The sequence below is a fragment of the Candidatus Hadarchaeales archaeon genome, assembly GCA_038823825.1.
In the GTDB taxonomy this organism is placed as follows: Archaea; Hadarchaeota; Hadarchaeia; order Hadarchaeales; family Hadarchaeaceae; genus JAVZGN01.
The window spans coordinates 1-20,047 of record JAWBCC010000003.1 but is presented as its reverse complement, the minus strand read 5'-3'; the positions used below and the strand labels follow the sequence as shown (position 1 = coordinate 20,047).

The 20,047-nt window shown below is 46.6% G+C and carries 15 protein-coding genes and 1 pseudogene; 7 read left to right on the top strand and 9 right to left on the bottom strand.

Translation table 11 applies throughout. The features are described from left to right. Positions 1 to 250 precede the first annotated feature (250 nt). The 4 genes from QXF64_03930 to QXF64_03915 all read right to left on the bottom strand — a co-directional run bounded on the left by QXF64_03930 (position 251) and on the right by QXF64_03915 (position 2,279). Entirely contained in the window at positions 251 to 751 is a 501-nt protein-coding gene (locus QXF64_03930; protein ID MEM1689633.1) for a hypothetical protein, read from the bottom strand. Between the two features lie 18 nt (positions 752 to 769). Next, positions 770 to 1,186 (bottom strand): hypothetical protein, encoded by a 417-nt coding sequence (locus QXF64_03925; GenBank protein MEM1689632.1) that lies wholly within the window; start codon positions 1,184 to 1,186, stop codon positions 770 to 772. Positions 1,187 to 1,318: 132 nt separating this feature from the next. Beyond that, complete coding sequence (locus QXF64_03920) at positions 1,319 to 2,122, bottom strand: LLM class flavin-dependent oxidoreductase (GenBank protein ID MEM1689631.1); 804 nt, start codon at positions 2,120 to 2,122, stop codon at positions 1,319 to 1,321. 31 nt (positions 2,123 to 2,153) lie between these two features. Next, the gene (locus QXF64_03915) at positions 2,154 to 2,279 is read right to left on the bottom strand and encodes a hypothetical protein (GenBank protein ID MEM1689630.1); all 126 of its coding nucleotides are present in this window, start codon (positions 2,277 to 2,279) and stop codon (positions 2,154 to 2,156) included. 122 nt (positions 2,280 to 2,401) lie between these two features. On the opposite strand from QXF64_03915, the gene QXF64_03910 reads away from it, so the two are divergent. Together QXF64_03910 and nikR are read left to right on the top strand one after the other, a co-directional pair. Then, positions 2,402 to 2,776, top strand: a complete 375-nt coding sequence (locus QXF64_03910) for a hypothetical protein (GenBank protein ID MEM1689629.1) — start codon at positions 2,402 to 2,404, stop codon at positions 2,774 to 2,776. Positions 2,777 to 2,877: 101 nt separating this feature from the next. Beyond that, positions 2,878 to 3,282: a nickel-responsive transcriptional regulator NikR gene (nikR, locus tag QXF64_03905; protein MEM1689628.1), complete on the top strand. Its 405-nt coding sequence runs from the start codon at positions 2,878 to 2,880 to the stop codon at positions 3,280 to 3,282. Here nikR and hypF read toward each other — a convergent pair. Further along, entirely contained in the window at positions 3,272 to 5,578 is a 2,307-nt protein-coding gene (hypF, locus tag QXF64_03900) for a carbamoyltransferase HypF (protein MEM1689627.1), read from the bottom strand. The two genes, nikR and hypF, sit on opposite strands and share 11 nt — an antisense overlap. A 124-nt stretch (positions 5,579 to 5,702) precedes the next feature. Between hypF and hypE the strand changes: the two genes are divergently transcribed. Beyond that, a complete protein-coding gene (gene hypE, locus QXF64_03895; protein MEM1689626.1) occupies positions 5,703 to 6,713 on the top strand; it encodes a hydrogenase expression/formation protein HypE in 1,011 nt (336 codons plus the stop codon). Positions 6,714 to 6,760: 47 nt separating this feature from the next. On the opposite strand, the gene QXF64_03890 is transcribed toward hypE, so the two are convergent. Further along, positions 6,761 to 7,450 carry a PHP domain-containing protein gene (locus QXF64_03890; GenBank protein ID MEM1689625.1) on the bottom strand — a complete coding sequence of 230 codons (690 nt, stop codon included), beginning with the start codon at positions 7,448 to 7,450 and terminating at the stop codon, positions 6,761 to 6,763. Between the two features lie 174 nt (positions 7,451 to 7,624). On the opposite strand from QXF64_03890, the pseudogene QXF64_03885 reads away from it, so the two are divergent. From QXF64_03885 to glmS, 4 genes and pseudogenes are all read left to right on the top strand, one after another. Continuing rightward, positions 7,625 to 7,786, top strand: a pseudogene (locus QXF64_03885) (helix-turn-helix domain-containing protein). A 542-nt stretch (positions 7,787 to 8,328) separates the two neighbouring features. After that, positions 8,329 to 9,225 carry an AAA family ATPase gene (locus tag QXF64_03880; protein MEM1689624.1) on the top strand — a complete coding sequence of 299 codons (897 nt, stop codon included), beginning with the start codon at positions 8,329 to 8,331 and terminating at the stop codon, positions 9,223 to 9,225. A 39-nt stretch (positions 9,226 to 9,264) separates the two neighbouring features. Then, positions 9,265 to 9,654, top strand: a complete 390-nt coding sequence (locus tag QXF64_03875) for a hypothetical protein (GenBank protein ID MEM1689623.1) — start codon at positions 9,265 to 9,267, stop codon at positions 9,652 to 9,654. 108 nt (positions 9,655 to 9,762) lie between these two features. Beyond that, positions 9,763 to 11,577 (top strand): glutamine--fructose-6-phosphate transaminase (isomerizing), encoded by a 1,815-nt coding sequence (glmS, locus tag QXF64_03870; GenBank protein ID MEM1689622.1) that lies wholly within the window; start codon positions 9,763 to 9,765, stop codon positions 11,575 to 11,577. A 3-nt stretch (positions 11,578 to 11,580) separates the two neighbouring features. Here glmS and QXF64_03865 read toward each other — a convergent pair whose 3' ends face one another. The 3 genes from QXF64_03865 to QXF64_03855 form a co-directional block, all read right to left on the bottom strand. Then, positions 11,581 to 12,522 (bottom strand): aminopeptidase, encoded by a 942-nt coding sequence (locus tag QXF64_03865; protein ID MEM1689621.1) that lies wholly within the window; start codon positions 12,520 to 12,522, stop codon positions 11,581 to 11,583. A 27-nt stretch (positions 12,523 to 12,549) separates the two neighbouring features. Beyond that, a complete protein-coding gene (locus tag QXF64_03860; GenBank protein MEM1689620.1) occupies positions 12,550 to 12,777 on the bottom strand; it encodes an NFYB/HAP3 family transcription factor subunit in 228 nt (75 codons plus the stop codon). A gap of 92 nt (positions 12,778 to 12,869) precedes the next feature. Beyond that, positions 12,870 to 19,955 carry an alpha-amylase family glycosyl hydrolase gene (locus QXF64_03855; GenBank protein ID MEM1689619.1) on the bottom strand — a complete coding sequence of 2,362 codons (7,086 nt, stop codon included), beginning with the start codon at positions 19,953 to 19,955 and terminating at the stop codon, positions 12,870 to 12,872. Positions 19,956 to 20,047 lie beyond the last annotated feature (92 nt).

The following is a 20,047-nucleotide window of genomic DNA, read 5'->3' as shown; positions in this document are numbered from 1 at the left end:
TGAAAAAAGATGAGAAAGTAACCGTTGCCAGAAAAATGCCAATTCTTGATGTAAGAAAGTTAAGCAAAAAAACAACTTAACACATTAGCCAAACTTTTCGACGGGCTCGACCAAGGAACAAATCGAAAAAAAGCTCAAACCTAAGATATATGAGATCGACTGCGCCATAGGAAAAATTCTCGACCTCAGAGACGAAGACGTCAAAAGAATTCAGAAAATGGTTGAGAGAATGATCAAAGGGGCAAAATCATTAAACCAGGTTATCTGTGATTTTGAATTTTTTTATGTCAGGATGCTTTTTCACGATTTCACTTATTCTCCTGCTCTCTATCAAGTTTTTATCAAATGTCAACAGCCCGAAACTTTCTCTGTCGGCCATGCTACATGCCACTATCATACAATCCATGGGATCTATTTCCCATCCATTGCCCTTTCTCGACCTTAAATCGTTCACGAAATTTATGAATCTGCCGATTTCGTTTCCTTCTTTTTTAAGCCAGTATATTTCAAGTTCGTATTGAAGAAACTCCTGACAAATATCGGTGAGCGATAAACTCATATTTTTCTTGATTTTCTCTATTACTTCTGAAAAAAATTCTCCCAATGCCACTTGAGATACTCTAACTTCATTTTTCTGCTGTTGCAATATTTTGACATTTTTCTGGGCGATCCGGATTTTTTCTTTATCCCCCTCGATATCCGGTAATAAAAGCGGAAAAAGGTAAGATGTGTCCAAATGATAAGCAGGCATAGAATTTCCTCTATCAAACTAAAGCCCGTGTTCTTCCAGTTCCCGCTTAATCTTCTCAAACTCTGCCTTCTCCAACCAAGACTTTGACACTCTCAGTATTGAATAGATTTCATCGTTCGATAGTTTTCCGTATCTTTCATTTAGTGATATTATGCTTGTTGCAACCTCAAGCCACCTGCAATCATGATCGATGAACCAATAAAGCAGCTTCTTTTTATCATCGTCTAACCTAACTTCTGCAGGTTTCGTAGTTTCGCTTATGTTGTAATAATCCTCTGCAAGTTTAGGAGAATATGGTCCATGGAGATAGAGGTTGAAATCGTAAGACGTAAATGGCTTCACACCAAAATGTTTCAGCAAAAAGACCGCCTTTTGAATTTTAAGCCTATGCTCGAAACCTTCGTCTGACTCCGATTTTATTTGATCCAGCGACATTCCGATGAGATTAATGAGCCAAGCAAGATGGTTTAGAGTCACTTCAATCCCAATATTTTGTTGGTTAGGTAAGTAATATATAAGTAATAGTGAGCATGGCGTTGGGATCGGTGGGTATTTTTTCTGTGCATACTATCTAAAATCCCTGACAATCTCCGTCATCCACCGAATCTGCCTCTCCGCCACTGGGTGTTCGAGCACCTCAAAATAATAATCACAACCACTCTTGGCAAACATCTCAACCTTTTCCTTCATCTCCGTCTTGCTTGAGGATGGCCAGCAGACGTTCGCAAAAACGAAACCGCTTCTCACATGCGCGGCGAGCCAATCTCTGATTTCCCTGTATTCCAATGGCGGGATGTCAATCGGGATCCATCCGCTTCCATATTTGATGGCCAGTCTCAACATCCGCCTTCCAACAGTCCCGAACCAAAGGGGTGGATACGGTTTCTGGATTGGTTTTGGCTCCAGAACCGCTCCGTGGACTTGGTAATATTTTCCCTCAAAACTTACGCTTGGTCTAGTCCAGAGATTTATCATTATCTTCAAGGCTTCTTCCGTTCTTTCAACTCTCTCCGCATCGCTTCCCCACTTGCTGTACCCCTCGAACTCTGGTCTATGCCAGCCAGCTCCGACTCCAACTATGACGCGACCACCAGATAAGACGTCGAGAGTAGAGACGATTTTTGCGAGAACTGCTGGGTGGCGAAATGGAAGAGGAGTCACGCAGGTTCCAAGCTTTATCCTCTCCGTCTTTCCGGCCAGATAGGCAAGAAGTGTGTAGGCCTCGAGCGTTCTATTCGTGTGCGGGAGCATGTAATGGTCCCAGACGAGGAACGAGTCTAAACCTGCATCTTCGCTGAGCTTAGCGGCTTTCTCGACGTTGCTGACCTCCGCAAATTCTCCGCTAACCGTGCAGACAGCTCCAAACTTCACAAAAGCCCATTGTCTGCGGGTCAAATAAGTTCTACTTTTTGGCAGGCTTTAGCGGCAATCCGCAGCAGATCAGATCACAGGCGGTACACGTGCAGGCGCTGTCGATAACGACAACCAGACCGCACTTCTGGCATTTGTATTTCTCACCTTTTTTCATCGGGATTATGTCTTTTTTTGTCTTTAAAATCTTTCCCTACACATTTTATGAAAAGGAATCGCACCAGAAATTTCGTTGGATGTTCCGCTTTATAAACCACTTTAAAACCAAAAATCTGCTGAATGAGGTTGATACACTATTTGTCGCTTGATCCGCTCGACGAAGAAGACATTCAGAGAATCGCGAAAATAAAGGAGGAGTACAACGAAGAGAAGAGTTTCTGGGACAGGATAAAACTCTGGAGAAAATCGGACATCATTGAGGGCTTGGAGCCAGGTGAGGCACGCTGGGGTTTCACGAGAGTGAGAAGCGATGCAGAACTGGCAAAACTGATGAACGCTTTGAAGAAAATTTCCGAGGTAACACCACAGACTACTTGGATCATTTTCGATGATGGAGATAGTGGAAAGGAGATAATGCTCCGAGGAGGAAAAATCATCTGCGAATCTCGTCTTTGGGGGTTTTCGGACAACAATGAATCCTCTTCAAACATTTAGGGTAATATTCAAATTCAGATTATACTCCAAACATTCAGGCAAGTTCCTTCAAGCCGAACCGCCATAAAGATGAAAAGAAACCAAAGAGACTTATAAGATGAATGAACCTAGAACGAATCAGCCTGACTATTCCGTCAGATCTCTTGAAGGAGTTGGACGAATTCCTAGAGAAAAGCAAGTATGCGAGCAGGTCTGAGGCGATAAGGGACGCGCTCAGGAGTTTTCTCATAGAACAGAAATTGAGAAAAGAACTGGAGGGAGAAATCGTTGGCGTCCTAGCATTCCTTTACGATCATGAAGTCAAGGGGATTTCCGATGAGCTGACGGATATCCAGCACGAATCAAAAAGCTCAATCGCATCAAGTTTACACTTGCACATCGACGAGAGAAACTGCCTTGAAGTTCTCCTTGTGTGCGGAAAAGTTAAAGACATCAATAAGCTTGCCTCGAGAATAGAATCGATGAGAGGCGTCAAGCAGCTTAAGCTCATTCCGTTCATGAGGTAAGGAAGGAAGCAACAACTGCCTGACCCGCAGAAATCCCACCGTCTCCCAAAGGGATCTGTCTGGAAATCAGAAACCTAAGACCCCTTCTTTCTACGACCTCTTTGACAGTTCTTGCAATAGCGTCGTTGTAAAACACGCCACCCGAAACGCCAACTGTTTTGATTCCTAATTCCTCCGCCTTTTCCACGGCGATTTCCGCAAGAGCTCGAGCGACCGAAGCCTGAACACCGGCTGCGATATCCGATTTTTTCACTCCCGCCCTCAGTGCCTCAACAACCTGAAGAAGGAGAGAAGCCTGGTCTACAAAGTTTCCGCTTCTCTCGATTTCTGGACGAAAGCGTGAAGGATCTCCGGCGGAGGCCAAAGCTTCCAGCTTCATCGCTGGTTCGCCCTCATAAGTTCTTGCTGAACAGATTCCAAGCAGGCAGGACGATGCGTCGAGAAGTCTCCCAAGACTCGAAGTGAGAGGAACGTTGACTTTGCGGTTTAGCTGGGCAAGCAACACCTCGATTTCCTTCTCCCCTCTCGGGAAGCCTTGAAGACAGAACTCTACGAGAATCTCACGAAGCTCTTCCTTCGACAAAGCATCCCAGAGGATTCCTGCCACCATTCTGGCCGGGTATATCGTGGCAAGATCTCCGCCCGGCATCGAGCAAGCCTTCAGACCACCGATCTTCTCAAATCTTTCTTTTTGAATGAGAAGAACCTCTCCTCCCCAGATTGTTCCATCAAGCCCGTAACCTGCTCCATCCGCTGCAATTCCCAAGAGTTCATCGAGACCATACTCGGCGGCAAGACCTGCAAGATGGGCATGATGGTGCTGGACCTGCACGATTTCCGCTCCTGTTTCATCTGCGAGCCTTTTGGCTTCCCCGGTCGTCGAGTAAGCCGGATGCATGTCGCAGACTACGACGTCTATTTTCTCTATTTTCAGAAGGTCGATCAGCCTGTGGACGGCAGCACGCAAGTAAAGGAGAGTTTCGAATTTGCTCACGTCACCAATGTGCTGAGTGAGGAAGCATTTGCCATCTTTCGTGACCGCTCCGGTTACGCAAAGATCTCCGCCTAGAGCGGCTATGCCCTTCCCAAATCTAAACTTCATCTCGAGTGGGAGCGGAGCATAACCCCGCGACCTCCTGATGAAAACGTAACCATCGGCCGTGAACCTCACAACAGAATCATCGCATCTGTTAACTATGCGGCGGTCATGGAGGAGGAAATAGTCAACAAGTCCACGCAGGGCAGAGAGAGCTTCGCTGTTATCGATTACCATTGGAAGACCGGGAAGGTTCGCACTCGTCATTATGTATGCTGGGTCCTTACCTTCAGAGAGGATGAGGTGGTGGATCCCGCTGTAAGGGAGCATCACACCAATCGTGTCAAGCCCTGGAGAAACGAGGTCCGAGAGCGGAAAATCTCTTTTTTTCTTGAGCAGAACAATCGGTCGTTGAACTGAAGCCAGAAGACTCTCCGCTTTTTGATCCACCTCCGCAAACGTTCTGATTCTTTCGAGATTTAGACTCATTACGGCGAATGGTTGTTGAGGTCTGCAGAAGTTTTTCCTCAGTCTAATAAGAACATCGTCGTCTGTTGTCTTTGCAGCCACATGCGTCCCGCCGATCCCCTTTATCGCGACTATGAATCCTTCGTCGAGAAGTTTCGCGGTTTCCAGAAGAGGATCTCCAGCAGATATCGGACGACCATCAGAGTTTAAAAGAAAAACTTTTGGACCGCATTTTGGGCAACAGGTGGGCTCCGCCCTATATCTCCTGTCTTCCGGATTGTGATACTCCAGCGAGCAGTCCGAACAAAGGGGAAAATCTTTCATAGAAGTCCCTTCCCTATCGTAAGGGAGGCTTTCGATTATCGTAAATCTCGGACCACAGTCAACGCATGTCGTGAACGGATATCTGTATCTCCTGTCGGATGGATTTTCGATTTCGGATAGACATTTTTCACATATCGTGATGTCTGGAGGGACTAGAGAGATTTTTCCGAATGAAGAAGGCTCACTTTTCGAAACGATGAACTCTTTGAATTCTCCGCGTGCTTTCGACAGCCTGACTTCAACCTCCAAGATCTTGGCTAGAGGAGGGTGGTCATGGAACATTGTTTCGAGAAATTCCTCGATTTTTCCCTTTTCACCCTCCAAAATTAGATGGACACCGGCATCCCCAAGATTTCTCACAGTGCCGGCGAGTCCGAGTTTGGAGGCTAGACGGTGACAGAAGGGTCTGAAACCCACACCCTGAACGAGTCCTCTCACAAAAATTTCAGCGCGGGCTTCCGTTCGCATCCCTTTGAATAAAGCAACTCCGAGCAATATTTAACTTCTCTCCTTCGGTCGCCACGGAGTTTAACTATGGAGCAACCTCTGATAGAATGTAGTTTTTAGTCTTGGGGCTGAAAGGTTAGAATTGATGGATGAAAGGATAAGACTCGAGCATGGTGGCGGCGGAACGGCAATGATGAGGCTTCTGATGGAAACCGTTCTGAAAGACTTTGAGCTCAAGAGAGCCGGTAGAGTTGGGCTTGACGAGATGGATGACGGAGCTACTGTCGACATTGAGGACAAAACCCTCGTCTTCACGACGGATTCTCACACGGTCAAGCCGATCTTCTTCCCTGGTGGAGACATAGGTAGACTGGCTGTGAGCGGAACGGTAAACGACCTTGCCGTCATGGGTGGGAGACCTCTCGCAATCGCATCAGCAGTCGTCGTTGAAGAAGGTTTCAGGATTGATGATTTCAGAAAAATCTGCAAGTCCATGAACGAAACGGCGAAAGAGGTTGGCGTACCTATCGTGACTGGAGATTTCAAAGTGATGGAAAAGGGAAGCCTGGATGGAATAGTCATTACGACAACAGGAGTCGGTATCGCAGATTCTGTTAAGACGGATTCCATGCTCAAACCTGGACAGATGATAATCCTGAGCGGAACGGTAGGGGATCACGGAGCGACCATTTTGGCGGAGAGAAACAACTTCGAATTTGAAGATTTAAGGTCTGACGTGGCGCCGGTCTGGGATGTTGTTGAAGCGGCGCTTGCTGTCGGGGGTATTTCAGCTATGAAGGATCCGACAAGAGGTGGTTTGGCGTCTGCTCTAAACGAGATGGCCTCGAAATCTGGGGTAGGGATAGTGATATGGGAGGAAGAAATCCCAGTGAAAGAGCCAGTGAGAGCCCTTTGCGAAACCTTGGGCATCGATTTTCTCACCTTGACAAACGAGGGCAAGGTTCTCATCGGTGTAGACAGGGATAGGGCTGAAGAAGTTTTGGCGGCGATTAGAAAAACTCTCCACGGGAAAGAAGCAAAGATAATCGGAGAAGTTGTTGGCGAGCATCCAGGGAGAGTTCTCGTTAGAACCACAGTTGGAGGGCATAGAATACTCAATGCGCCAGTTGGAGACCCCATACCCAGAATATGTTGACATTTTGTAAACTCCGCTGAGGTGATAGATTACCTTTCAAGAGTAACTTAACGGAGAAAACGGGTGTATAAAAGATCTCCTTCTGATACCCCTATTTTCTCGAGCATTCCTGAAACCCAGTCAAGCCTCCCAACGCTTTCGGCGCGGTGAGAATCCGTCCCTACACTCAGCATGACTCCATTCTCAAGACAAGCACGATAGAAATCCTCTCCTGGCGCCCTGTATTTCTCATTGACCTCGATGGCTGTTCCGCAATTGGCGGCTACCTCGAGAAGCTCTCTGATTTCGTCTATCGTCAAAAATCTTGAAAGATCTCCGTGAAATTGAAATGGGTGAGCAACCACATCGATTTTGTGCTTCTTGATTGCGTTCACGAGGGACCTCAAATAGGCAAGAGCCATTTCCCTTGGATCAGAAACAAACCATAGCCTGTGTATGCCGAGAACTAAAATATCCAATTTTTCCCTGGTTTCTTCCTCAATGTCTATATCACCAGACTCGTTTAAGACGTTGGCCTCTATTCCGACAAGCAGTTTCAGCTTCGCATTCTCCCTTAGATTTTCAAGTGTGGAGAGGTAGCCAGAGATCTCGTTTTCTTTCATGCCAACGTGTAGGGCTGGTCCATGATCCGTTATAGCTAAAAGCTTTAGGCCGCGAGCCTCTGCCGCTTCTATCATTACCTCTGGCGGATCCCTGCCATCGGAGAATTCTGTATGCACGTGCAGATCTGCTTTCATTGTTCTCTAACTTAAGATTTGACAAAATTTAACAATTGTGGTTTTGTTGAATTCGGTTAGATTTGATGATTTCTTCGGGGCTCTGACCTCATGTCACATTCTATCAAACTTGCCAAAATTTAACCACATTGTTAGAAAAAGTCTTAAATAGTTAGATTTCGTAAATAAATTTTGATGAACTTTAGTGAGAAATTGTACAAAATAGGAGAAGCTTCATCTCTCTTGGGAGTTCACCCGAACACGATAAGAAGGTGGGAAAGGGAGGGAAAAATAAAAATTGTGAGAATTGGAGGAGGTCACAGAAGGATTCCAGCGAGTGAAATAACCCGCTTAATGAGAAAAGAAGCACAAATTTCTCCTGTTTCTTCTGAAACCGATTACGAAAAAGGACTCAGAGCTTTCCTCGATTTTGTTTTCACGCATTGTAAGAACGATCACGAGCTCGTAAAGCGAGCAATTTTCGTGCGAGATGGATACCGCTGCAGGATTTGTGGAAGTTCCGAAGATCTCGCACTGAAAGAGAAGGACCCCGGACTCGGCATAATTGAAGGAAATTTAATGACGGTTTGTCGAAAATGCTCGGAATTTAAAGAAGTTTCTGAGAAAAAAGAGATTTTAGAAGAAAAAATCGAAGAACAGGAAAAAATAACTAGGAAAAAAATTCTAAATGACCTTTCTCCGTCAGGTATTGCTCAAAGAGTAGCTTTTGGCGAAATTCTTTCGGCGGCGCTCGTTTTAAATAAGTTTTCTCTAAAAGAGCTTGTGGTTCAGTCAAAGTCACCAGAACCCGTAGTCAGAACATTTTGCGAAAGGATGGAAGCGCTCGGATATCTACAAAAAACAGAGTTAGGTTACGAAATAAAGATAAAAGTGGTCGAATGACGATCTGGCAGGAGAAGCTCGGAAAGGACTACAGACTTGAAATTTATCTTCACGTGTGGGGGCTGGAAAGAGACCCATTTACTCCAGATCTTCCCGCGCCGGAGGCTTTTGTCCCGTCACAACGCGAAGAGCTGATAAAATTGAAGGAGGTTCTTATGGAGGGACGAGTGGCCGTTTTGACCGGCGGTTTAGGGATGGGAAAAACCGCAGTGTGTAAATTCCTAACAGCCGCTCTGCGGGAGGAAAACGTGGTTTTCCAAGATCCAGCAAGACAAGTGATTCCTGTCATGATTCACGGAGCCGCATATCGATCTGCGGAAGAATTCCTCCGAGCGATAATCTTGGGCTTGGAACTTGACTCCAATATGGATTCCGTCAAAATGTTCGAAGTTCTTAGAAAATGGGGGATTGAACAGAAGGAGAAGCTGGCGATAATCGTCGACGATGTCCCGGAAAGCACGGCAAATTTTAAAGAATTGGGCGAATTTTTCCGAGTTTTGGCTGATTTGCCAGGAATTTCGCTTCTTTTAAACGGAGAAGAAAAAAGAATGGAGAATTTTTTGGAAAAAATCCCTGCTCTCAAAGATAGAGTTTATTTTCGTATGAAACTTCGCCCTCTCACCCTGCCGGAAGTCAGAGAACTCCTAATAGCCAGAATGCGCTATTGCTCTAGAGAAGAGCGAGATTTTATGAGTGGACCCATAACGGCCGACGGTTTTCAAGAGATCTACAAGGTTAGCAAGGGTGTTCCTAGGCAGATTCTCGCTGCTGCAAGCAAGGCTCTTCGGCTAGCCGCGATTTGGAGCAGTCCAATCAATGCGCAGATAGTGAGGATGGCAAACCGAGAGACTCTGCGAGAAAGACTCGCTAAGATATTCTTACGAAAGAGATAGCTTTTTACTTCCAAAAATTGGAATTAAAATGGGAGAACCTTGAAAAAGAGATCAAGTGCTGGAGTCGAGGAAAGTCTTTTCGTCCGGGAGCTTCTCAAACGCTCATACCTCAAAAAACGCACATTTAGAGCACTTCTCTTGAAATCTCGTAACCCAGAGCTGACCTTCGAGGAGATTTCTAAAAGGTTGGGCGTAAAACAGCCCGCGGCTTGGAAATGCTGGAAAAAAGGAAGAGATGCGATATTCAAGGCTTTCTTTACCCTAAAAATCACCATTCATGCCGGTCTGCTAGACATCGATGTTGTAGATCTCCTTATCGAAGACTTGCAGGATTACCGGCTTCTCCTGACCGGAGCCGCAACTGAAGAGGAAACCAAAGACAGAATAGAAAGACGCACGCTGGAACTCATCCGAATGATGGAAGCCTAAGCTTTGCTTTTCCTGTAAATAACCGGACAAAATGTTGCCCGAGTTTGCTAAAAAGCCCATTTCATCATTTCCCGCTGAGTTTGAAAATTTACCAATCCTTAATAAGTGGTGAAAAAGAAATTTTTCAAGATGTGTGGAATAGTCGGTTACATAGGAAAATCGAACGCTGCACCTATATTGCTGGAGGCCTTAAAAAGACTGGAGTACAGGGGATATGACTCCGCCGGAATGGTCACTTTTGACGGCTCTTTCTATGTGAAGAAGGATAGCGGTAAAATTGCAGAAATCGACAAAAAGTTAAATTTTGCATCCATGCCCGGAAAGATCGGTTTAGCTCACACAAGATGGGCCACACATGGCGAACCATCACAGCGAAACGCCCATCCGCACATAGACTCAAACGGAATCGTTGCAGTTGTTCACAACGGCATAATCGAGAACTATCTTGAGCTCAAAGATTTCCTCTTGGAGAGAGATTTCAAGTTTCGCTCCGATACTGACACTGAAGTTATACCAAACCTGATCTCGTTTTACTTAAAAAAGGGAAACCCGCTGGAAGAAAGCGTGAAAAAAGCCGTGAAGAGACTTGAGGGTAGCTATGCGCTCGGAATTCTGAGCAGCACAGAACCGGATAAGCTAATAGGGGTTAGAAAGGAAAGCCCGCTGATCGTTGGCGTAGGAAAGAACGGAATGTTCCTCGCCTCGGACATCCCGGCTCTTCTGCCTTTCACTAGACGCGTTGTTGTAATCGAGGACGGAGAAATGGTCGTACTACATGAGAGTGGTTTTAGAATAACCGAAATCGCGGCGGATCGAACAATTGTGAGAAAGCCCTTCCTGGTTCGCTGGTCTATCGAATCCGCCGAAAAGGAAGGCTTCCCACATTTCACGATCAAGGAGATTTACGAACAGCCCAAGGCGATAAAAGAGACGCTCAGAAGCTCCGAAAAAGAGATTGACAGACTGGCGGACGCGCTCATCGACGCGAGGAACAGATACATCGTTGCATGTGGAACATCCTATCACGCTGCTCTAGTTGGAAGGTACGTCCTAGCAAAACTCGCAGGCTTGTCAGTGGACACCATTATCTCCTCAGAATTTCCGGAGAGTTGCCGTACTGACGAGAAATCCCTCGTCCTCGCCATAACGCAATCAGGGGAGACCGCAGACACTCTGAAGGCCGTGAGGGTTGCTAAGGCGCAAGGAGCAAAAATCGCCTGCCTGACAAACGTCGTCGGGAGCTCGATAACCCGTGAAAGCGAAATCGTCTGCATGACACACGCTGGACCTGAAGTCAGCGTCGTCGCGACGAAAACTTTCGCTGCCCAAGTCGCTTTTCTTCTCATGCTCTCCTTGAAGATTGCGAGAAAAATGGATAAAATCTCCGCCAAAGAATACGCGGAATTAAGGCGAGAACTTTTCGCTCTTCCCAAAACGGTGGAAAACGTCTTGAAAGAATCCAGTGGAGTGACAAAAAGACTTTCCGAGGAGTTGAAGGATACGCAGCACATATACGTGATTGGAAGGGGAATCGGTTATCCGATAGCCATGGAGGGAGCGCTCAAACTAAAGGAGATCACCTACATACACGCTGAAGCTATGCCCGCTGGGGAACTCAAGCACGGAACTCTTGCCCTCATCGAGAGAGGAACACCCGTTATAGCCGTCGCTCCACCAGGCGAGATGAGAAGGCGAATAATGGGAAACGTTGAAGAGGTCAGAGCAAGGGGCGCAAGGGTGATTATGATTTCCGATGAAAAAGGCGATGCGGATGTTGTTATAAAAATGCCAAAAATCAATGAAATTTTCACACCTCCCGTTTACATCGTTCCGCTCCAACTCCTTGCGTACGAGATAACGGTCAGACGCGGACAAGATCCAGACAGACCGAGATCTCTCGCGAAATCCGTCACCGTTGAGTGAGACCTACACCAGCAGACGACCGTCCTGGAGAATTACTCTTCCGTCAACCTCGACGGTCGGTTTAAGCATTACACAATCGATATGAACGCCTGCTCTGACATTTCCTCCAAAAGTCGAATTATCTCCGAGGGCTATGTGACATGTTCCAACAATCTTCTCTTCCTCCAGCACGCTCCCGGAAAATCTAGCCATCTTGTTCGTTCCGATGCCGAATTCGGCGAGATTTCGAGCATTTTTTCCAACTTTGGAAACAATCTTGAAAAGTTTGTCGTTTCCTTCTATCTTGACAGCAATTCCGTTAACAAACGTGATAACCGTCCGTCTCCGCCCGCAGGACGAGATCAAACCATCTATAACCGCCTTCCCTTGTCCACTACCTTCAACCGGAGCTATAAATGCTTCTCCAGCTGGCAGATTTCCAAAGTCTCCGCGTTTCCGGATAATACCTGTGTCTGCTTTCGCCTTCCTCCCAGATATATCGAAAGTTAGATCTGTTCCAGCTTTTGAGGTAATCCTAACTCTCGACCCCTTGTTCAAAATCCCAGCAACCTTCTTGGTTTTTTTCTCTACTTCTAGGTAGTCTGCCAGCATTGCCCCCCTTCTCATCATATCTTCTGTTATCCCTGGCATTGTTGCGATCCTCACTCCTGCAAGAGTGGCCTGTAACCTCGCCTGCGTGTGCGTAATCGAATAGGTGGTCGGTGCGATGACGACGTCGGCCATCCGCATCGCTCTAGCGACCATCTCTGGAGGCTCCTCACCATGTCTCGTCAAAGTCTTCATGAGCATGATGTTCGCTTGAGCTCCGACCTTCAGCGCCTCCTCAAAAAGAGCTAGAGCTATTTCGAGCTTCGGCGGATCCGCAACAACGAGAACCTTTTCGCCCTTCCTGACCCCCAAACACGTCTTTATCGCTATCTCCGCCCCTTTCAAACGCAAAACCACACCAGACAAAAGGGGAGAAGGGGATATTTAAGACCTTTTCGCAGCCAGTCTTATGTCGATATCCCTAACAGTTCTTCGGCCAGCGTGCTCCGCCAGTTTTATTGCTTCTCTGGAGATCTCCATCGCTTTTTCTTCCAAGATTTCGCCAAGTGCTATGGCTGCGCTCTCGCTCACTCTTTTCGCTCCTGCCTTCTTAATTAGACGCTCAAGCGTCGCAAGCGGAAGTTCCATCCAATAAATCCCTCCTTTCTCCATCTTTCAGTTGTTTTATTTGGTTTCTACGATATTTAAGCATTTTGATTTGAAATTTGTTCTTAAAAGACTTTTAATTTCGGATCTCCCAGTTTTCAAGCTTTTATTTTTTCATCAAAACTTTTGCGGATCGAATGGAGCCTGTAACGCAAAAAGCGTCCATTTCTTTTTCTCATGAAAACTTTGAGCATGAACACTGAAATCAGAGCCGCAAACACGATTCCGGTCGGTAGTATCCAGAGCGGCTTCTGCGATGTCTTGGTAGAAGCTTTTATCTCAAACATTCCGACTTCACTCAAAATTTCTGTGCCGTCGGATAGAATCGCCCTAACTCTCCAGAAGTACTGTCCTCCTTCTAGTCCAAGAGCTAGAACGTCAAGCGAGTTACCAACAACGGAAATGATTATTGGAGATGAGAAAGATGGATCATCGTCAATCATTACCTCGTATCGTGCAACTTCCACATTCTCTGGAATGAACCACGATAGAACTCCAGAGTCAGAGCTGCTTATCGATATCGCGGGGGATGATGTAGCTTCGTTTTCTGTGACTTCGTTTTCTGAGGGTTGGGTCTGTGAGAGTGGTGGTACGTTTTCGTTTTCAGTCTTGACATTCTCGGATGAGGTCAGGGTAAAGCTCTGCACCCCGGACTCCTTACCTGGAGGTAATGAGAATCCACTAGCCCCTCCACCGGGCCGCGAGCGTCTGTATAGCACGCCATTCTCAGGACTCGTAAATGTGTGGTTGCTTCCGCTCTCCCAACTTCCACTTTCACCGAGTCTGGCCTTTATGAACTTGAACTCAATGTACGTAGATCGCGGGACTGCGGTCACAACAAACCAATTATCCCAATATGGACAAAGCATCGGACCAACCGCATTCTCGCTCCTGTCGCTCCAGTTGGAGTACTCAGCCACGCTACCGGTAATGAAGAGGAATTCGCCCATCGTTGTTTCCAGCTCTGTGCCCTTCGTGTTATCGAGCCTGTGAACAACAAGGACCAGCTTATCTTTTAAGTACTGGAATAGAATCCGATTGCTCTCCTTTCCGTCGGCCCTCTTGACGAAAACTTCAACATGCTGCTTGTTAATGGGAACAACCACGCCTGACGGAACTTGGAAGTAAACATGATCGTCTGCCCATTCGATAATCGTTGCATACCATCTCTGAGTTCCGTTGTCAAATATCACCTGCCCCTGCGTTTTGCCGAAACCTTTACCGCTCACCCTTACTTTGTTTCCAGCCCTTCCCATAACGGGATCTATCGCTCCAAGCCATGGTTCGTTGTTTTCGGTTAAGCAATACCAGACGCCCATCGAGCTTGCTGGCAAAGTGAGAGATGAGATGACGCCCCCCTGCACGGTTATCGTTCTTCCGTTGCCCAGAATACCTCCTAAGTAATCGGAATACGTGTCGTCTGGCATTTCTACGCTGATGTTCGTGAGGTTTACGTCTGTTCCTCCAAGGTTAATTGCAACCAGTACTACGTCGTTGAAGAACTTTCGTTGGAAAACATAAACATTTTCGCTCACATATTTCGTCGAAATTATTCCATACCTTAAGGCCGGATTAAGTTTGCGAAGATCAGCGAGCTTTCTAACCAGCCGATAGTACGTGGTAGTGTTGTCGAATGCCACCATCATTCCGCGGTTATATGGGTCTCCCCCTATCTCGTTATTCGGATTGATGTTGTCGTTGTACATATACTGCTCCTCGCCGTAGTATACCAGCGGAATTCCAGGAAGAGTGAGAACAAAACCTATCGCAAGTTCTGAATCCCTCATGCTTTTGTTCATCGAGCGGAATCTACTCCAGTCGTGGCAGGCGACAGCGTTGACGACCTTTTGATTCCAAAGGATATCCGAGGCTGGGAAAGAGAATTGCTTGTTGACATAGTATTCTAGCTCATACATGTTTCTAGATTTCCAGCCGAAAACGTCTCGGATTATGAACGCCAATGCTGTGTTTATCATGTGCATGCCGTAGTTGTTATCGAATTGACAAACATCCCAATATGTTTCATCCCAGAATTCGACGACCGATTCATGCATAATATATATGTTCTCCCAGCCCGAATAGACAAAGTCCGCTAGAGTCTTTAGCCATCCAGGATCCATATGCTTTGCCGCATCAATCCTTAGACCCCCGATTCCGGCGTCGAGGAAGAGCTTAAGGGCTTCTTTCAAATAGTTGTCCACTCTCGGGTTAAGCTGGTTAAGATCCGCGAGTTGTAACAGATTTCTGTAACGGATGTTCCACCTGTCGTCCTGGGCTTGCATGTCTATATCTCCATTGTGTCTGAAGATATTCTCCCAGCTCCATGTGAACTCGTTAAAGTTTCTCGTGACGGCAACAACGTTCAAACTTCTTTCCCAACAATATGCGATTCCTATACCATTTTCAATACGCCACTGAACGTCGATCGTATGACTTCCGGCGGAAACAGGGATTGCTGCGACTAACCTGAAAGTGGTGTCCTGGCTAGCCATAGCCATCCGGCTGTATCCCACACCGACAGGATTTCCATCGACCCGGAGCATGAACTGCGGCTTGGCTCCTGAAGTATTGTTGTTAAATCCGGCGTGGAAGTTGATTGCTAAGACTACATTCTCAGGCACAGATATGGAAAGGGATGCATTGGGGAGCGACGTCCAAGTTGAGCTAGTGGTAGATGTCAGAGTTGTGCTTCTTATATTCTCGACTTTAAGAGCTCTAGTGGGAATAGCAACGACGTTGAGGCTTCTCTCCCAAGCACCAAGGGTATACCCGTTTACTGATCTCCACCTAGCTTTAACCGTGTACGTTCCTGGCGTTACAAATCGAATAGCCGTCAAAGATAGAGTTAAGTCCTGCTTCCAGGGCGAATTGCTGTAACCCATCGCAATGTTTTCAGTCCCAACTTGGATCTGAAATTCCGCCTTTCCGTCGCCACTCGAGTGATCAACATTGTGTGAGATGTGGAAATTTACGAGCAGATATGAATTTTCTGTGACGGTTACTGTCGACGCCATGTTGGGTATATCAACAAAGGAGGTAGAGGTTGTTGTGACCCAGTCCGTCGCCCTATTGTCTCTTACTATCCAATATGCTGGCACGACCATAACCGAAAGACTTCTCTCCCAACAGTAGACGGTACCTGTGCCTTCCGCCAGTCTCCACTGCGCTTTAACTGTGTATTTGCCGGGCGTTACGAAATAGGCTCGTGTGAGAGAAACTGTTGTGTCTTGCCCATCACCCAGTCCCATATGACTGTAACCCTTTGCCACCTCCGTATCTCCAACGAGCAAGAGAAATTCTGCCTTTCCCCATGTGTTGATGTTATGGGCGGCGTGGAAGTTTATAAGAAGATACGAGTTCTCATGTATAAAAACATCCAAAGCCATGCCGGAAAGATCTACAAAAGTTGTGCTGGTTGTGCTGACAGTTGAATTTTCCCTTGCCCAGAAAGCGTCTGTGAACCACTCTCTCCTATAATCCGTCCAGAAGACTCCATTATCGTAAAGAGCTCCATTCTCTCCCCAGTAAGCCGGACTCGTGTGATTTGGCGCCCAATCCATTATGATTCTGATGTTCCTCTTTCTCGCCTCAGAGACGAGATCATAAACGTCCTGCCAAGTCCCAAAGTGCTCCTCTATTTGTTTGAAGTCCTTTGCCCAGTAGCCATGATAACCGGTGCTGTTGTCATATTCGCTCGCTCTATCTATATTGTTCACAATCGGAGTTATCCAGATTGCCGAAACTCCCATTCCGGCGATATAGTCAAGTTTCTGGATAAGTCCTTTTAGATCTCCTCCCCAGTAGTACTTCCAGTTACCATTTTCTCTCCTTGGATCGTAAAGTCCTGGGCTTTGGGATGGATTATTATTCGAAGGATCGCCGTCGTAAAACCTGTCAACCATCACTTCGTATATAACCATTCCCTGCGGATCTGTTGGAAGCGCCTGTGCGTGAATTCTGAAAGCATTCGATCTCGCTTCCTGTTCAGAATCGTATTTCCTCCCCGAACCACCATCCTTCAGTGAGTCATCGGCATAATATCCAACGGTGTCCCCATCCCGGATCTCAAAGAAGTATGACCAGTTCTCGTTTGCTCGCATCTGGAAGGTTTTAGTCCAGAAATCATAAGCACCAGAAGGAGTTCTACTCATTTCCCAAACGTTTTCACCCGAGTCTGTTATCACGTGGAGCTTCACAGCTGTAAGATCCCCTCTGAAGGCTCTAATCCTGATTGTTATGTTCTCAGTCGCAAGAACCGCATTCGCTCTTGATCCATCAGATTTCCGCAGGACGATCCCGTTGGGTGAGAGATAATCTTCACTGAAGGAATTGAAGAATATTCCTCCCCACGCTATGTTCTCGTCGGCAGTATAGGCAGCAACTTTTATTTCCACATTCCTCACGATGGGCGTCATATTTTCTCTATCCGAGAAAAGTTTGAGCCGATATCTGACAAATCTCGCCGGTGGAAGAGAGGAAAGATCGACAGGGAAAGTTGTGAACGGGCCGTATTCCTGCCAATTTTCGCCGTCCAGACTGAGCAGAATGTATGCTTCGACAGAAGTCGAATAAGAACTTCCTTCACCTATGCCCACATAGTCTAAGCAAACCTTTGTCATCGTTTCATCGTTGTCATCCTCGGACTTGTAGAGAATCTTGAGGTCTGATGTTCCGACCGCATACAGGTAAGGAATATTGGCTGTTAGCCAACCGGGAGAGCCTTGCGGAAGTGTTCCAATGATTTCCCATTCTCTGCCATTCCACACGTATACGAAAACTTTTTCGGCGTCATTCATTGAACAACCATAAATTCTCAATTTTAGATTTTCCCAGAGGCGGTACCCGGAGACTCTTATGTAGTCAATATCTAAGTCAACAGACTGCGATTTGGAAAACGGATCTATATCCACTATCCTGAACAAAATCCTTCCGTTCTCAACTGAATTTGCTGGGACTACCCTTGTAAAGCTTTGCCAGTCAGTGCCCCTGAGCTCTCCAACTTTTCTCCACAACCGCTCTAGACTAGCTTCGATAGCCATTTCTTCTGATGTGAGAACGCGGTTCTCTATACGCACCTCATCTATCCATCCAATGAACCACTCGGAAGTTCCGTTTATACAACCGATGAAGAGATTGTCTGGAGCGCTCAAAACATTGCCAGCGCCTCCTCTCGAATTCCATGAATCTTCTGACGTCCTGTCAACTCCATTGATATAAACTCGGATGACTCCGTTATTATCGTAAGTAAATGCTACATGAGTCCATTCATTTAAATTCACAGCATTGTCAATCGCCACACCATAATAGCCTTCTCCAGTTGATTTCAGTATCACGCAGAATTTTGCTTTACCAGGATCCGTAGCTGGCTCGACATACATTTGCCATCCATTCGTCGGCTCCCAGACATAACTGCGTTTAGTGACGATTGTATGATGACCGCTCACTTCGCGCACTTTTATCCAAGCTGAAACCGTTAGTTGAGAGAAACCCGCTGGTGGAGCAAGGATGGAAGAGTGTGGAACCAAGACATAACCTCCCAAGCCGGTAAAGTTTAAGCTGTACCCGAATACGGAATCACTTGACCAGAGTACACCAACATTCACACCGTATATCAAACCCGTCTGTCCATTTCCGCTACTCTCTAAGACTTGAACTCCACTCCCCTCATCGAAGCGCCAAAGAGCAACCGTGTTATCTGTCACAAGAGGCTGCGGGCTTTTCACATATACGACAAAACCGTCGGAATCGCTTGAGAGCCTGTACTTCATTTCTAGCGTGTAACGGTCGGCTAACGGGATGTTGGAGATTTCTCCAAGCAATTCAAAATCGAAGAGATTCTCAAGAGCCACAGCGTTTATGCTTTTCTCCCAACAATAGGCGGTTCCAGTTCCCGAAGCAACTCTCCACTGAACCGCAATCGTGTGAGCACCTGCGCTCACGCGTGACATTGCGACAAGCCTGATAGTGGTATCCTGACTGGTCGTAGCCATATATCCATATCCGATCGCCAACGGGTTGCTCTCGTCACCATCAAGTATTATTCTGAACTCTGGCTTGTTCCCGGAAGCGTTTACGTTAAAGCTTGCGTGGAACTGTACGGCTAAAGTTGATTCCCTTGGAGTCGAGAATGAAAGAGAAGCTCCGGGAAGAGAAACCCAGGTTGAACCGGAGGTCGAACTTGTCTCGGTATTTCTGTTACTCCATACACTCAATGCACGAACCGGAATGACAACAACATTCAGACTCCTCTCCCAACAAGCCACAGTACCGGTACCGCTTGCCCTCCTCCATTGTACTTTTACTGTGTGTGTCCCCCGAGAGACTTGGTAAGCTCTGGTTAAGGAGACCATTAGATCTTGACCAGCCGTTGCGGTCATTCCGTATGCGTAAGCGACATTTTCTTCGTCCACCATCAGTTTGAACTCAACTTTCCCTCCTGCTCCTGCATGGTCGAAGGATGCATGGAAATTCATAAAGAGGTAAGAATCCTCAGATACAGAAATCTGAGCGACCATTCCGGAGAGATCAGAGAACGAGTCCGAGGCATAAACTGTTGACCACTCTCTGTTTGAGAATACTCGGAAAGCATTCTCCGGAACTACCCAGACGGTTATGTTTCTCTCCCAACACCAGAGTGTTCCACTCCCGGAAGCCCGTCTCCATTGTGCCCTGACAGTGTAGTTTCCGGGGGGCACGCGCCAGGCCCTAGTCAACGATATCGTTGTATCCTGAGATGCAACCCCCATCTCGCCGTGACCGTAGGCAACCACGTAGGTTCCGACCATTATCCTGAATTCAACCTTGTCGCCGGCCATTGAGCTATTGTGAGCGGCGTGGAAGTTTATGATGAGGTATGAATTATCGGTGACAGAAACACTTACTCTGGCATTCTCGAGATCAACAAAACTCGTACTCGTTGTATTTTCCGTTCCTCTACCTTTGTTTTCATAAACATAGATGTATCTTCTTTGAGAGAAGCTGGCGGGTTTATCATCTGCGAATTTTATATTGTCAAGACTTGTTACCCCACCTGCGAGAAGAGAAAGAGAGTACGGCTGGGCGTATGTCTGTTCAGGAGACTCATAGAGCGTCAGAGGAATTGTTTGCTGCCATTTAAGGGAATAAGCCGGAATCGTTTTGACTGAATATCTCCAGAAACTGCTATCGGTCGCTCCTCTAATCATATACAAATACGTACCGTCGAAAGCAAGTCTATCGTTCGCGTTTGTTACTGTTGCGGGAAAACTCGAAACATTTTCCCACCTGTTCTCGGAAA

Excerpts from the sequence above, each read along its gene's own strand:
- QXF64_03855 (MEM1689619.1), bottom strand. The coding sequence starts at position 19,955 with ATGATTAGAGGAGCGACCGATAGCAGTTTCTGGAGATATTCAGTCAAA.
- hypF (MEM1689627.1), bottom strand. The coding sequence starts at position 5,578 with ATGCGAACGGAAGCCCGCGCTGAAATTTTTGTGAGAGGACTCGTTCAG.
- QXF64_03930 (MEM1689633.1), bottom strand. The coding sequence starts at position 751 with ATGCCTGCTTATCATTTGGACACATCTTACCTTTTTCCGCTTTTATTA.
- QXF64_03925 (MEM1689632.1), bottom strand. The coding sequence starts at position 1,186 with ATGTCGCTGGATCAAATAAAATCGGAGTCAGACGAAGGTTTCGAGCAT.
- QXF64_03890 (MEM1689625.1), bottom strand. The coding sequence starts at position 7,450 with ATGAAAGCAGATCTGCACGTGCATACAGAATTCTCCGATGGCAGGGAT.
- QXF64_03860 (MEM1689620.1), bottom strand. The coding sequence starts at position 12,777 with ATGGAGAAAGGAGGGATTTATTGGATGGAACTTCCGCTTGCGACGCTT.
- QXF64_03910 (MEM1689629.1), top strand. The coding sequence starts at position 2,402 with ATGAGGTTGATACACTATTTGTCGCTTGATCCGCTCGACGAAGAAGAC.
- QXF64_03880 (MEM1689624.1), top strand. The coding sequence starts at position 8,329 with ATGACGATCTGGCAGGAGAAGCTCGGAAAGGACTACAGACTTGAAATT.
- hypE (MEM1689626.1), top strand. The coding sequence starts at position 5,703 with ATGGATGAAAGGATAAGACTCGAGCATGGTGGCGGCGGAACGGCAATG.
- QXF64_03915 (MEM1689630.1), bottom strand. The coding sequence starts at position 2,279 with ATGAAAAAAGGTGAGAAATACAAATGCCAGAAGTGCGGTCTGGTTGTC.
- nikR (MEM1689628.1), top strand. The coding sequence starts at position 2,878 with ATGAACCTAGAACGAATCAGCCTGACTATTCCGTCAGATCTCTTGAAG.